Annotated in this window: 13 protein-coding genes and 1 other RNA gene; 4 read left to right on the top strand and 10 right to left on the bottom strand. The window is 43.5% G+C overall.

The window, feature by feature from the left end; all coding sequences use genetic code 11:
• The first annotated feature begins 42 nt into the window (after positions 1 to 42).
• Positions 43 to 1,908 carry a bifunctional sugar phosphate isomerase/epimerase/4-hydroxyphenylpyruvate dioxygenase family protein gene (locus tag Q0230_RS14155; RefSeq protein WP_298610814.1) on the top strand — a complete coding sequence of 622 codons (1,866 nt, stop codon included), beginning with the start codon at positions 43 to 45 and terminating at the stop codon, positions 1,906 to 1,908.
• Between the two features lie 37 nt (positions 1,909 to 1,945).
• On the opposite strand, the gene Q0230_RS14160 is transcribed toward Q0230_RS14155, so the two are convergent.
• Positions 1,946 to 3,562 (bottom strand): hypothetical protein, encoded by a 1,617-nt coding sequence (locus Q0230_RS14160; protein WP_298610815.1) that lies wholly within the window; start codon positions 3,560 to 3,562, stop codon positions 1,946 to 1,948.
• A 233-nt stretch (positions 3,563 to 3,795) separates the two neighbouring features.
• The gene (dapA, locus tag Q0230_RS14165; RefSeq protein WP_298610816.1) at positions 3,796 to 4,668 is read right to left on the bottom strand and encodes a 4-hydroxy-tetrahydrodipicolinate synthase; all 873 of its coding nucleotides are present in this window, start codon (positions 4,666 to 4,668) and stop codon (positions 3,796 to 3,798) included.
• Positions 4,669 to 5,263: 595 nt separating this feature from the next.
• Here dapA and Q0230_RS14170 point away from each other — a divergent pair.
• From Q0230_RS14170 to Q0230_RS14180, 3 genes are read left to right on the top strand one after another with little or no spacing between them, the layout of a single operon-like run.
• Positions 5,264 to 5,707 carry a hypothetical protein gene (locus tag Q0230_RS14170; RefSeq protein ID WP_298610817.1) on the top strand — a complete coding sequence of 148 codons (444 nt, stop codon included), beginning with the start codon at positions 5,264 to 5,266 and terminating at the stop codon, positions 5,705 to 5,707.
• An 11-nt stretch (positions 5,708 to 5,718) separates the two neighbouring features.
• Positions 5,719 to 5,967: a hypothetical protein gene (locus Q0230_RS14175; protein ID WP_298610818.1), complete on the top strand. Its 249-nt coding sequence runs from the start codon at positions 5,719 to 5,721 to the stop codon at positions 5,965 to 5,967.
• A gap of 3 nt (positions 5,968 to 5,970) precedes the next feature.
• Positions 5,971 to 8,889, top strand: a complete 2,919-nt coding sequence (locus Q0230_RS14180; protein ID WP_298610819.1) for a CHAT domain-containing protein — start codon at positions 5,971 to 5,973, stop codon at positions 8,887 to 8,889.
• A gap of 13 nt (positions 8,890 to 8,902) precedes the next feature.
• Here the strand turns inward: Q0230_RS14180 and Q0230_RS14185 are convergent, their stop codons facing one another.
• From Q0230_RS14185 to ssrA, 8 genes are all read right to left on the bottom strand, one after another.
• On the bottom strand, positions 8,903 to 9,616 hold the full coding sequence (locus Q0230_RS14185; protein ID WP_298610820.1) for a phosphoribosyltransferase: 714 nt from the start codon (positions 9,614 to 9,616) through the stop codon (positions 8,903 to 8,905).
• A complete protein-coding gene (locus Q0230_RS14190; protein ID WP_298610821.1) occupies positions 9,616 to 9,927 on the bottom strand; it encodes a hypothetical protein in 312 nt (103 codons plus the stop codon). Before Q0230_RS14190 ends, Q0230_RS14185 begins: the two co-directional genes overlap by 1 nt.
• A gap of 12 nt (positions 9,928 to 9,939) precedes the next feature.
• Positions 9,940 to 11,040, bottom strand: a complete 1,101-nt coding sequence (locus tag Q0230_RS14195; protein ID WP_298610822.1) for a tyrosine-type recombinase/integrase — start codon at positions 11,038 to 11,040, stop codon at positions 9,940 to 9,942.
• Positions 11,016 to 11,207, bottom strand: coding sequence for a MerR family transcriptional regulator (locus Q0230_RS14200; RefSeq protein ID WP_298610823.1), 192 nt, complete (start codon positions 11,205 to 11,207; stop codon positions 11,016 to 11,018). Before Q0230_RS14200 ends, Q0230_RS14195 begins: the two co-directional genes overlap by 25 nt.
• Entirely contained in the window at positions 11,204 to 11,602 is a 399-nt protein-coding gene (locus tag Q0230_RS14205; RefSeq protein ID WP_298610824.1) for a hypothetical protein, read from the bottom strand. The genes Q0230_RS14200 and Q0230_RS14205 overlap by 4 nt, the downstream gene beginning before the upstream one ends.
• A 64-nt stretch (positions 11,603 to 11,666) precedes the next feature.
• Positions 11,667 to 11,894, bottom strand: a complete 228-nt coding sequence (locus tag Q0230_RS14210) for a hypothetical protein (protein ID WP_298610825.1) — start codon at positions 11,892 to 11,894, stop codon at positions 11,667 to 11,669.
• A 51-nt stretch (positions 11,895 to 11,945) separates the two neighbouring features.
• Positions 11,946 to 13,793, bottom strand: coding sequence for a replication endonuclease (locus tag Q0230_RS14215; RefSeq protein ID WP_298610826.1), 1,848 nt, complete (start codon positions 13,791 to 13,793; stop codon positions 11,946 to 11,948).
• Between the two features lie 113 nt (positions 13,794 to 13,906).
• Positions 13,907 to 14,268, bottom strand: a transfer-messenger RNA (tmRNA) gene (gene ssrA, locus Q0230_RS14220).
• Between the last annotated feature and the right edge of the window lie 93 nt (positions 14,269 to 14,361).

The following is a 14,361-nucleotide window of genomic DNA, read 5'->3' on the forward strand; positions in this document are numbered from 1 at the left end:
CCTAGAACCATTAGCTTATTAGTTAGCACAGGATTCGGTTGCATGAACTTCGCCATTGCCTCCTCAACTTTACCGGGTGACTTACACGATAAATTACAAGCTGCAGCCAAAGCAGGGTTTACGGCGGTCGAGGTTTTTGAAAAAGATTTGCTGTATTCGGATAAATCGCCCAGCGAAATTCGTAGCTTAGCTGCAAGCTTAGGTGTGCAGCTTATTAGCTTGCAGCCGTTTAGCGATTTTGAAGGTTTAGTGCCTGAGCAAAAAGCCAAAGCACTACAACGTGCTCAGCGTAAATTGCATCTCATGCAAGAATTGGGTGCAAAACAATTATTAGTCACTAGTTCTACGGTAGCACAAGCTTCCGGTGATCCGATGCAAATGGCTCAAGATTTGGCGGAGCTAGCTGATTTAGCTGCTGAGTCAGGCATTACGATTGCCTATGAACCTTTGCCGACTGCCCAATATATTCGTGATATTGTCAGTGCTTTTGAAGTCGTGACCTTGGCGAATCGTGCCAATTTAGGCTTAGTATTGGATAGCTTTGCCTTTTTTGCGAATCACAGTAAGTTAGCGGTACTCACACCTGAGTTGGTAGCAAAAATTTTCTTGGTGCAACTCGCCGATTCGCCAAGCGTCAGTATTGATCCTCAACAGGTGGATCGGTATTTGCGTTGTTATGCGGGGCAGGGTGTATTACCTTTAGTGGCGTGGTTGCAGCAATTACAAAGCGCGGGTTATCAGGGTATTTTGTCGCATGAAGTGCCGTGTGAAGAGTTTCGTTCTAGCAATCCTTATCAAATTGCACGCGATGGTTATCGTTCCTTACAGTGGTTAGTTGAACAAACTCAAAGCACACCCACTAGTCAAGCAGTACATGCGGCTTTATTAAATGGCATTGAGTTTGTCGAATTAGCCTGTCAAGGTGGACAAGCGCAATGGATGGAGCAGCTCTTAGTTGCCTTAGGTTTTCGCAAAACTCATACCCATCGCAGCAAGGATGTGGTCTTGTATCGTCAAGGGCAGATTAATTTTGTTATCAATCGTGAGCGCGATGGCTTTGCTAATGCCTATTACGATCGCCACGGTACGGCGGTATGTGCCATAGGTTTAGGCACTGCACAATTAACGCAATTACTAAAAAACTGTCGCGATTACCGTTGTGATTTTATTCAAGCTCCGCATTTACCGGATGAGTTGAATATCCCAGCGATTCGTAATGTAGGTGATGGCTTATTGTATTTAGTGGATACTGCGCAGCCTAAGCGTTTCTTTGAAGTCGATTTCGTGCCAATAGTTGGCGAAGCATCCCATCCGCTGGGCTTCGGTTTAGAAGTGATTGACCATGTCACCCAAGCGGTATCATCGACGGAGTTTTTAGCCTTAGTACAGTTCTATCAAATCCTATTTGGCTTAAAAGCGAATGCTGAATACGATTTAATGGATCGCAATGGTATCGTGCATAGTCGTTCTTTGGTGAATGCGGATCATTCAGTGCAATTACCCGTGAATACCTCACATGCGCGGGAATCTTCTACCGAGCGCTTTCGTATTGGTTTGGCGGGTTCGGGTGTGCAGCATATCGCTTTAGGTTGTGCAGATATTTTTGTCGTGGCGAAGCGCTTAAATCCGCATCATATTCTACCGATTTCACCGAATTATTATGAAGAGGTGCAAGCTGACTTTCTATTAGAGGATGCACTGATTGAGCAAATGCGGGCATATAATATTCTCTACGATGCCAATGAACAGGGTGAGTTTTTCCATATTTATACCCGTCATATCAATGGCTTATTTTTTGAGATTGTACAACGTAAAGGCTATCAAGGTTTTGGCGAGCGCAATGCGGAAGCACGTTTAGCTGCTCAAGCCCGTGAGCATCAGCGCATGAAAGAGCTGTTATTGGCTTAAACTACCAGGGAGTGCAGCAGCACTCCCCGATTTAAGCTCAATCCCAACGATCAATCATATAATCCTGCACGCCTAACTCAGTCGTTACTCGTAATTGATAATTCAGCGTCCCTGTAGAGGTTAAAAACAAACCACAGGCCGATGATTCTTCAAAACCTTGTAAGCGCCCGTTTTTAGAGAATGCTTCAATCGTTTTACGAATCGGATGAAACTCGCTTTTTAAAGTTTCAGGAAATAAGGCTAAACCAGCGGTTTGATGGAGTCGATCACGCGCATTTTTCAGCAGCAAAATCATACCTTTATGCTGATGGCTTTGTTCCTTATACCAATGCGGTGGATTGGTACACAATCCGGTCACTTCCACATAACCCGCCGATAAATACCAATCTTGCGGCGCAGAACCACCGAGATACACATACATTGCAAATGGGTTGCGTTGTTCTACGCGATCCCATTGCAAAATCGGTGGCGCTTTATCATTCACCGCCGTGGTCAAAGCACAGATACTCAAGAGCTGATTTTTCGGCACTAATAACTCAATTTTTAGAGCATCAGGCAATACTTTACGTTCGAATTTTTCCCAAGTCAGAGTTTGGCTAGGCAGCTTCAAGCTTTCTGATGCAGCATTTTGTTTCGGTGCCAAGTGCGCAAATACTCCGGTGCTACCTGGCTCTTGCTTGCTGGATTTAACAGCATGAAGCGCTTTCGGTTGCCATAGCAATTTAACTTCATTTAAGCGCGCAAAACGTCGATCCAAAGCTTTTTCGGCTTGCAAAGTTTCAATGATTTTCTCTGCCTGTTTAATATTTCCAGCACTAGGTGGTGTTTGTGGGCGTTGATATTGCAAAGGGTGCATTTTCTCGGCAAAGCGCGCCCGAATCTCCTCATACTCAAAACCTAACTCAATATCTTCCAATAGCGAACCAATCATAGAGCTACGCACATGGCAAAAACCTTCTGGTGCATTTGCTACCGCTAGCCATTGTTTATGCGCTTTCAGTTGTAGATTGGGAGTTGTGTTTAAGTCGGCATACAAAGCCTTTAACCATTCCGCCACACCTAAGACTTTTTCTGAGCGATACAGCTTATCTGAACGTAATAAACGCACTGCAGTATCCACTGTTTCAGCAGAAAACTCATTCAAGGCGCGACTCAGCATGTTGAATTCTTCCAACTTTTTAGCGCGATATTGTCCTGCATGTGTTAAGGGCGATTGCCAGACTATTTTAGCCGGTGGCGTGAGTGCCATATGCCGCCATTGCCCAGTATGAGGTTTGCCATAGACTTCTAAAGAGGACACAAATATACCTTTGATAGCTGCTTGTTCAACCGCTTGTTGCAAAGCTTTGACTGCGGGCTGGAAAAAGGCTGGCACGGTTTTTGGAATCCATAACGCGGAATGTAGGCTACCGTCTTTGTCAATTTGTACGAGGCTACCAAAATGATTCACAAAATGGCGGCAAGCAGAGCAGGTGTATTCTTGATGCACTGCTTCTGGCAGATTATTTAAAAATAGCGGCCATAATTCAGGTGTATCAGTCAGGAATAAACGCTCTTTCGCTGCGGCTTTAAACGTCTTTTGAATGGCGTGCAGAAAATCAGGATAACGATGTTTTTCGCCAGCGAACGTTTTGACGGTAGATTGAATTGCCATGATCAGCCTCCTTGTTGTGTCGGGCTTGTTATTCATGACTTAGATATTGCAGTTGTTGTGCCAAGAAAATATTTTTAATATATTCAATGATTTGTATTTTTTATTTTTGATAGCCTTATACTTAATTAACTTTAAAGATAGTTAAGTATTTTAAAAGTTAGTGCTAATTTAACAACTAGTAAAATCTAAACCGTAAGCCAGCACCCAGTTAACGTGCTGGCTTACGGTTTAGCTTAAAGCAATTCCAAACCTTCCAAACAGCGGCGAATTTCCACTTTCACTGCTTCGCTTAAAGGCACTAGCGGCAAACGCAGCTCCTCAGTGCATAAACCTAATAACGAAGCCGCATATTTAGGGCCGGAAGGATTCGGTTCGCGGAACAAAGCTTGATGCAAAGGCACGAGTTTTTCATGGATGACCAAGGCTTCACGATAATTCCCTGCCAAACAAGCCGTTTGAAATTGTGCACAGAGTTTTGGAGCGATATTGGCTGTGACTGAAATACAGCCATTACCGCCGGACGCATTATAAGCCAGCGCAGTCATATCATCACCGGATAGATAGCTAAACGGCTTTTGAATCAATTGGCGTTCTTGGCAAATACGGGTTAAATCGCCTGTTGCATCTTTTACACCAACCACCCTTGGCAATTGTGCTAAACGTGCCATAGTATCCGCTTTAATATCGACCACTGCACGCGGCGGAATATTATAAATAATGATGGGAATATTCGTGTGTTCGTGTAGGTAATAGAAGTGCTGGTATAAACCCTCCTGCGAGGGGCGATTGTAATAGCCTGCCACACATAAAATCGCATTTGCCCCTAAGTTTTGTGCCACTTGCGCATAATGCACCGATTCAAGCGGATTATTCGAACCTGCACCCGCGATTACCGGAATCCGTCCCGCCGTTTCTTCAAGCACTATGCGAATCACTTGTTCGTGCTCGGCTTGGGTCACGGTGGGCGACTCGCCGGTGGTACCCATGGGAATTAAACCTTGTGTGCCTTGCTCAATCTGCCAATTCACCATAGCTCTTAAAGCAGCTTCATCCACACTACCATGACGAAATGGTGTAATTAACGCCACATACGATCCACTAAACATCTCAATCTCCTTTTTCACTAGGCAAAAAAAAACCTAGCCGCAGATTAGTGCGGCTAGGTTTGGTAATCAGGTCTAATAATTAAGAGCGCAAACTACCCCGAACCGCTGGTGAGGCGGCGTTTAGACTTCTTTACTAAGCGAGCAACGAAGTTAAACATGGGGAAGAAAGTACCGTTAATTAATGAGATTTCTAGTATAGAAGCCTAGTGCTGGTTGTAGCAAGAACTTAAGAGCGTTACAGGTTTAATCTCATCTTAATATAACGAATTGAAGGGAACTACCAGAAACACAAAACCCCTTACAGATTGCTGCCTGTAAAGGGCTTTGGAACTATCAGGTACTTGGTGAAACTGTAAAGTGGTGGAGGCGGGGGGAATTGAACCCCCGTTCTTGTTACTTAAATCAACCATTTAAGTGTTTTCCTATCGAATTGTGTGTCTTTCGAGTTAGCGCTTTATAGTTTTGAATATACTTTAACTTAAAAAGATTTCCTAATTTTTATCTGGGTTATATATATGGCAGTAGTGAGATGAATCGCTATCGTCCCTCAGTGTTGCTACACTATTAAGCATCTGCTTCTAATCAGGATTGCCCCATGTCTGATGATGCTTCTGCTGTGCCAGTAGTAGACGCTGGCAAAATTACGGTTCGCCCCTCCAAGTACCAAGACAGTTTGCAAGATAGCTTTGCTAAAGATGTAGCTAATCAGGCCACTCGAATGGATGATCTAGCTAAACAGCTAATTAGTTTAAATCTTGCCATACCTGCTCTATATGGTGCTGTGCTCAAACTGACACAAGGGGATGGTGCGACCGTTTCGGGCTGGCTAGTGTTCATAGCTTTTTTCAGTTGGTTAGTGGCACTTGGTCTAGCCCTGATTACGCTATTACCAGTAAAAAATAGAGCAGACCCGAATAAGCTAGCAGAACTTGAGAAATATTTTTCAGCCACTGCCCAACGTAAGCAAAAGCTAGTGATTGCAGCGAGCTTGTTAACCTTTTTTGGGGTGTGCTTAGTAATTTTTGGCTTAGTGCTTTAAAGAGGTGAACAATGACAGCTATTACACTTCAAGCTATAAAGTGCCCATTATGTACACATACTTTCGACTATCCCACTCCATTAGAGATACCTGATGATGTATCTGAAATCATCAAGGAAACGACTTGCCCGATCTGTGAGCGGAGGCTCAAAATTCGCTTTGAAGTTGATCGAGAAGTTAGTGTTTATCGAGGCAGTAAAACTGCTGAAAAAAGAGTATTTAAACGCTCTGGGCTGATTCTTGCTGAACAAGGAGATTAGTCTATGTTGACCGAGCCTTTTGTTATCGCCCCAGCTTCAAACTTTCTTGCACAACATCCTCATTTGCTAAGTCAATCTGAGCGTTTAACCAAGGCTTATGAAAACAAAGAGCTGGTAGAAGAAGCCCATTTAAAAGCAGTGGGTGAGGCCTTGTGGCAAGCATTGGATTTAAAAGACTCACTCAAACAAGCTAAACAAGCAGTAGGCTTGAATGTATTACCGATTGTAATTTCTTCCAATAATGCTTCAGTCATGCAGTTACCTTGGGAGGTTTTATATCATCCTGAATTTGGCTTTTTAGGACGAGAAGCGGCGTTTAGTTTGTCACGCCATGACCCTGATTTAAAACCTGCTTTAGTCGTACCCAAAGCAGAGCCGCTGCGAATATTGCTGTTTTCATCTGTACCGGATGATTTAGGTGAACAGGAGCGTTTAGATATTGAAAATGAGCAAGCTAGCGTGCAGGAGGCTTTATTAGAGGCTGAATTGAAGGGTGAAGTTGAGCTACATATGCCAGATGATGGGCGCTTTGAAACCTTTAAAACCGAGTTAGAGAAATTCAAACCGCAGTTGGTGTATTTAAGTGGGCATGGTGTCTTTCAGCACGATTTACCACATAAGCGCGCGTTTGGAAGCTTGTTATTTGAGGATGGGCAAGGCAAGGGTATTTTGATTTCTGAGAGCAAAATTGCTGAGTGCTTTACGAATATTCCAGTTCAAGCAGTGGTTTTATCGGCGTGCTTGAGTGCTAAACAACATCCGAATTATCCAGAAAATGGCTTAAGCAATGCGCTCTATCGGGCAGGTGTACCGCATGTGATTGGGATGCGCGAATCTATTTTTGATCAAACCGGTATTAAATTTGCTGAAACGTTCCTAGCTAAGATAGCAGATAAGCAAAGTGTAGCGATTGCTTTGCAAGCAGCACGGCAAGCAATTGTGCAGCCTTTAAAAGCGAGTGTTTATCGGGAGGCTTCTAGCGATCCACAGCGGCAAGCCCTTTCGTTTGGTCAATGGTGTTTACCGCAATTGCTTAGTCATGACCTGCATCAAGCAGCGACCGATTGGGCATTTACCCCTACACCTAAAACTCGTATTCCCACTAAAGACTTAATCGGGCAAATCTCAGTTCCTGAACGCTTTTTGGGGCGGCGGCGTGAATTGCGCCTGTGGCAAAAGCGCTTGGCAACGTCTCAATGTAATAGCTTATTGATTACTGGCGCAGGTGGTATGGGTAAAACTGCGTTGGCGAGTAAGTTGATTAATGAGCTTACTAATAATGGCTACCATTTATTTAGCTTTTCATTGCGTCCCGAGCATGATTGGTCAGAGGTAGAGCTAAATATTGAATTAGCGATAGTCGAAAACGACGCGCTGAAAAACCAATACGAGCTGCTACAACGCGAGCTTCTAAACCGTCCAGAGTGGATTAAAGCCTTACTCAAGCTAGCCTTGAAACGTTATGACAATAGGCTTGTGCTCTTCTTTGATAACCTCGAGTCGGTGCAAAACCTATCGAGTCCGCATGCAATTACCGATGAAGACCTAAAACTATGGCTCGATGCAGCGCTGGTGGTGAGTTCGCAAGGTTTGAAAGTCATTGCTACTTCACGCTGGCAGTTGCCAGATTGGAAGGGGGAGCATTGTGCGTTGGGTCGTCCAGTGTATGGGGACTATGTGGCATTTGTGCGGCAACACGCTTTATCTTTAACAGGAGAACGCCTGCAAACAGTTTATCAAGTGTTAGGTGGGAATTTCCGTGCCTTAATATTTTTTGCTGAAGCTGTTCAAGGTATGAGTGGGCAGGAAGAAAGCAGTTTTCTCACAGCCTTGTATAAAGCAGAAGCTGAAGCTCAAACTGATATGGCCTTAGCCAAGTTGCTGAGCCAATGTAGTGAATCCGCTTTGCAACTATTATTAGCTCTGCGAGCTTATCCGGTGGCTGTTCCTTTAGTAGGTGTGCAAAAATTAGCTTATCGTGTTGAACTGGCTGAAAGCGAGTCTTTGTTAAAAGACTTACTAGCGGTTTCTTTAGTTGAGCAATATCACAATGCCAACACTGAAAAGCTTGAATACCAAATCGCGCCTTTGGTGCAAACTTATTTGGATCAACACTATCCAGCACTCACTCAAGACTTACGCCAAACAGCGGCTAAGTTTTTATTGTGGCAGCTTGAACATGGTCTGAGTCGTTCATGGGAATATCGTTTAGCTACTCATGCTGCTTTGAGTGCAGCAGATTTAGAGCTAGAAGCACAGCGCTTTGTCTTGGATTATATTGTTGGAACCTTAAGTCTGGCTGGCTTATATGAAAACTTATTAAAAGAATGGTTGCCTGCAATTTGTCAAGCCAGTGATTTCAAGGTTCAAGCGCAAGGCTTGAACTTAACAGGTCTACAGAATTATTACTTGGGTGAATATACTACAGCACTAAGCTGTTATGAGCGCTCGCTGGCGATAAGACAGGAGATTGGTGATAAATCGGGTGAAGGCACGACGCTCAACAATATTTCCCAGATTTTTAGAGTAAGAGGCGATTACGAGACGGCGCTGAGTTACCTGCAACGCTCGCTGGCGATTCAACAGGAGATTGGTGATATTGCTGGTATGAGTTACACTTTATTCAATATGGGGCATATCTATTATCAAAATAAAGAAACAGAGAAAGCCCACAATACTTGGGTGGCTGTATATAAAATAGCTAAACCAATTAATTTAGCGCAGGTCTTACATGCTTTAGAAGGTTTAGCAAAGGATTTAGGTTCAGATGAGGGTTTAGTTTTTTGGGAAAAGCCTGTAGGGCAGTCTTCTCAAGGGACAGAGATTAGTTTATCGAAAATTGAGCCAGCGCATAGTGGCTTAATCAGCTTTCTTAAAAGATGCACGTATCAACTGTGCAGCCTGCTGCATTTCCGCCATTAAATCTTGATACTGATCATGGCTTAAGCGAATAGCTTTCGGCAAGGATGCGCTGTTTAACTTGTTGGGCTGGCTTAAAGTTATAGAGCGTGCGTGCTTCACTGTGCGTAAGTGCTGCGTAATTGTAGCCTGTGATTGTTTGGAACGTGCTTTCAAGTTCGCCATGTTTATTCCTTAATTGCTCTAAAAGCGTACTGTCTAAGTTTAACCTAGCACTGTACTGTTTACCCGTCAATCCTATAGCTGCTAGGACAGAAGCGCCTTGCTGTTGAAGGTGTGAAGCCAAAGCTGCAAAAGTACCTCCTTGGGTCAGTGTATCATCTAGCAGTAAATAAGCTTGCCCAGCTATCGATTGGCCTGCAAATTCTGGAATGATAAAGACACGATCTAAACCGCTTAAACTGGTACGTGACACCTTAGTAGCTTGGCCTATGCCCAATTCAACTGGTAAACCTAGTTTGTGTTCAAGATAAAGTGCCAGTGCTAACGGAATCTTATTTCTACCTTGAGCCTCTTGTGCCAGTACCGGTAAGAGAATGGGTTGCTGTTCTACTAAGGGTTTTAACGTATCAAGCGCAATAGTTGCCATTAAATCCTGAACCACTACTAAGGATGCTTCAAAATCGCCGGCTTTGGCAGATAAGTAATGAGGATGTTCATTTAATCGCCCTAAAGTATGGAATATTAAGGCATCAGGAATATTAACCGGATGATTGCCACGTTTAGACACTAGTTTTTCTCTTCTATGGAAGGGTACCAATAGGTATAAACATGGGTTTTATGTAGCTGGCTTTCAGCGATGAAAAAATTTAGCAGTTGAATATCATCTTCAAGATCATTGGCATTAAGACCTAGGATATGTCCTCGAGTCGGGGATAGCGGCACAGAATAGCCCGATCTTCCACGGCCTTCCACGCCACAAAGCGCCATTTCTTCAAAGCTACCATAAGCGTTAAGAAGCATATTTTTAAGCGCTTTATTTCTTTGTTGAAATTTTAGGGAGTTAATGCGCTTTTCGACGTTAATAGGGATTTTATACATTGAACTGACTCCTTAAAGTGGTTGATTGTCGTCTGCAGAGGGAATCCAACGCCCGTAAACTTTGCGGATCATACCCCAATCTTTATGCCCCATTTGCTCAGTGACTTTCATAGGGTTCACCCCATTAGATAGCAACATAGAAGCAAAGGTATGGCGGGTTTGGTAGGGTTCTCTATATTTCACTGCTGCTTTTTTTAGTGCAGGTGTCCAAACTATTTTTCTGATACTTTGGTCATTTTTCCACGCTTGGTTTTTACGTGAATCATGGAAAACCACTTCATTAGCTGCGCCCGTGTAAGCGTACTGATTCAGTAGTGCTTGCTTAGCCTGATCTTGTAAAATTACCGCTCTAGTGCCTGCACTCGTTTTTGTGCCTTTAATAATTCCTCTTACTTTGGCTCGACGCACATAAAAGCGATTGTTTTCAAAGTCTATATCTTGCCAAGTTAAGGCAATCAGCTCAGAAGTTCGTAAGCCTGACCAGAAAGCAAATTGAATCAGATTCCTTTCCTGACCGGCTAACTGGCCTAAGATTTTCTCAATTTCATCTAGGGTAAAAGGTTCTGGCTCCCGCGCTGTTACGGTCAGATTTTTGATTCGGTCTAAGGGGTTTTTGTCAATAATTCCCTCAAGATACATTTCCTCATAAAGACGGCGTAAGGGGATCAAAATGTTATTTTTTCTCTTATTGGAGCATGTAAGTTTGGCAAGCCACTCTTTAACCTGAATCACTGATAAGTCAGCAATTTTAAGTGCCCCAAACTGAGGAATGAGGTGATGGAAAATAGCACTGTTATAACCGTGTAAAGTGCTTAGCTCATAATTAGGCTCGTTACGTTTGAGCCAATCTTTTAAGGCTTCTTGGATTGTGTATTGATCAGCTCTTCCTTGGCGAAAGGCTTTAGCTTTTTTGCTTAAGGGAAAATGTTTTGAATAATCAAAAATACCATTTCTGATTTCATATAAGATAGCTTGTCGCTTTTGTTGTAACTGTTTTAAAGCTGACTTTGTGGGTGGCATAGGAAGAGTTTCACGACAGCGTTTACCTTGGTAAGTAAATGCTAGAACTGCGCTATTCCCTCGAATTGTTATTCCTTTGTGCTCGTGATCCATTGATTTGCTGCCTTTACAACAATAAACCTTCTACGATTAGGTGCTTTTACCCAATGAACATTTTGAATCCAGATACCTTTTTTTAGGTACTGATTGATCGCTTCTTCAGTTAACCCACTAATTTCTGCAAATTTCTTGATAGTGATGTAATCATTCACAGTGGTCATTTGCTTGGCTCCACAAACGCGTCTGCTATGCGTTTTACTTCATCCTCATCATCAAGATTGCCTTTATTAGGTACTTTTTTCCTGCCCATGATCACTGCCCAAAAGCTTCCTAGTTTTTCAGTAATCGCGTAACCGATACTTTTCTTTTTGCCCATTTCAGTGATTTCAGGGCAAACATCTTGGAATTTGATACCCAAAACCTTTTCATAATGGCGATAGGTTGCTGGTGTATGCAGTAGTTTAAGCACGCGCCAGCCAAAATATTGACCGACTATCAAAGCGCCTAAAGCACTTTCAAGCGTTGTAGCGATGCCTTTAAACTCTCGCATTTTTTGCAGAATGAGTTCCTCTGTTTTTGGGTCAACTGTTAATAGGCGGGTTTGAGGTTCGTTCATGATGTGTTGTTCTTCAAAGTCACTATTAACTTTAATAATGTACTAGTAATTTTCATAGTCAATATTATGGTCGAAGTATGACTAATTCAGACTGGAACTCAGTTTTAGTCACTTGCTTAAGTTCATCTTGAAATTTCACAACAACCTCAATCTGATCATTTAAAGTAAGGACACCACAGATATGGCCAATATTGGATAATTCAGGCTTCTTATCATGTGAAGCTAATTTGTTCTTTAAGATCACATGTTGATAGATCAGTGCTACGGCTTCATCCAGTGTAAATTCACTCATGCTTATTCATCTCTTAAAGTTAAGCTTTAGGCTTTTTCATAGGCGGTATAGTTATTGATACAAGTCCAAGTCCAAGTCCAAGGGGGCTGGTGGCTGTGCGCTGTCTCCGCAGGCTTCGCCCCGCACACAGTCACCAACCCCAGAACTTAGGTTAATTTGCTGCTGATTAACGACTGGAACGCCTCCGGCGCGGTTGCCCCCTCTCGGCGTTGAATGCCTCGCTCGGAGCCTGCGAGGAAGCGAGGCATTCAACGCCGAACCGGCGGCTCTCTTGCTAGATCGTATCAAGGTAGGGGCTTCACTTAGGGCTGAAAGCTCCGCAAGCAAGTTTTTAGGTGAGTAGTCAGGATTCTCACCAACCGTCCAAAAGTGCTTACGTGAGTCATAAGCAATACCTTTTGAAGTCACCCCAACGATGCGTTGACGGCTTGGTTCCAGATAGCGATTCTTAGTGGTTTGAGTGATTTCACCGGTTGCTTGATCTAAATGCCATCCATAGGCGTAATAAGGTTTGATAGGGTGGTTTTTTTTAGAAATTTGAATACCACCCATTGCTAGCATAAAAGCCGCCCAATCACTGGCGGTTGCTGCTTTTCGTGCTTGTTCAAGCTCTTCATCTTCAGCTTTGTCTAAGCGGCGTAATTGACGCCACACACTGACACTTGGCCCACCTATTTGTTGAAACTGCCTAATTCCCCAGGTATTAGCCCATGTGGTAATACGCTCTGCTGCTTCGGTAGCAGTTTTGTCATCGGGTGTTTGATTTAAGCCGTAACCGTCAATATTTTTAGCAATATATTTGGCAATGTAACCAGCCGCAGTGCCTTTATTAGGGTCAATGCTAAGAGCTTTAAACCGATGATCTTTTGCGCCTGGCTCATCTGGATTCTCTAAAAAAGCATAGTGCTGCATGATTTGCCTAACGACAGTTTTATGTTCTTCAGGCATGAAAAGCATGAGATGCCAATGAGGTGTGCCGTCATGATGTGGCTCAACCACGCGAAACCCATATAAGCTAATACCTTGGCGGTGTAGTTCTGAGCGCATCAAAGCCCAGAGGTGAGTAAGATAATCTTGGGCTTGTCTAGGTGTGGTCTTGTCATATTTTGGGTTATTGACACCGCGTTTTAGGCAAGCATGCATACGTGAGGGAGTCGTTAAAGTATAAAACTCACCAACGTGATCCAAGAGCTTAGCGACTACCTCAAAACCCCTAATTCGTACCATTAATTCAGCACGGCGCACAGTTGGATTTGAGACTGAGCGATCAGCTAAATCTTGTAAGGTATAGCTTTCACCCCTTTCATTGGTGATGCGAGTAGAGGATAAGTAAATACGATTTTGTATTTTTTGTTGTTTATTCAGCTTAATTGCATGTTGGCTGGCATACTCAGAGCTTGCGCGGCTAACAAGTTCTATATTTCGTGCCACTGCTTCAATGCTTCTCAGACGCAAAACTTTTATTTTACGAAACCACCAGCGCTCACAGCACAAGCGATTGAGGGCGGCGATTAGATCACCTTGTTTAATACTGGGTGAGGTTAGTTGATAACGCTTAGCAAGTTGCACACATTGTTGATAAGCCTGTTCAGGATTTTTGAATTGTTGCCTAGTTAAACGACAGCGCGCCGCGTAAGCACGAGCTTTAAGTTTTAGTTCTTGTGTACCATCGCAAAGATTCAAATCTTCAATGCGTAAGCTCTTATGAATATCGATTAGCTCTTGATGAGCCTGTGCATAATCATAGCGTTTTAGAGTTCGTGCAAACCTAAGCCCTAAGTCTGCTGCTAAAGGGGCTAAATCGTTAAGAATTTTATGGTGTAGATGGTCATGTTCACAAGAGTTTAAGGGATGAGCTGGCTTAACTTGTGGTAGAAATGTGTCAAATTTGTGGCACAACGGGGACTGTTGTAGACCGTCTGGGACTAAGTTAGAATTTTCCTTAGACAGGCTAAAACGCTTATTTAACAAGGTTTTAGCTAGTCTGGGATGGTCTGGATTAGACCGGAAAGTGGTGGAGGCGGGGGGAATTGAACCCCCGTCCGCAAATCCGCTGCTTGAAGGCGCTACATGCTTATTCAATCTTTTGTTTAACCCGCATCCCGCCGATTGACAGGCTGGCTTGCAGGCTGTTTCAGTTAAGGTTTAGCGCTCTTGCCCTGAACAAACGTAAGCGCGATCTTATGTTAGATGATGCCTGAAACCCGAACGCATAAGCACGGCCTCGGTCAGACAGCTATCAGCAGGTTATTAAGCTGCGAGAGCGTAAGAGTCGTCGTTTGCGACTATTTTTTGTGACTAGTGTTTAAGTGGTCACCACACCCACTGCATGCTCCCCAAGTTTTGTAACCCACGTCGAAGCCATGTCGCCCCCACAGATCACCCAACTGGTGGAAGCGCGTATTATATGCACTTGTGTTGTCTCTGTCATGTAGTTCCGTCTTTCGGTATCATATTTGCTTTAGAA

Origin of the sequence: uncultured Thiothrix sp. (assembly GCF_937876535.1) — a bacterium.
In the GTDB taxonomy this organism is placed as follows: Bacteria; Pseudomonadota; Gammaproteobacteria; order Thiotrichales; family Thiotrichaceae; genus Thiolinea.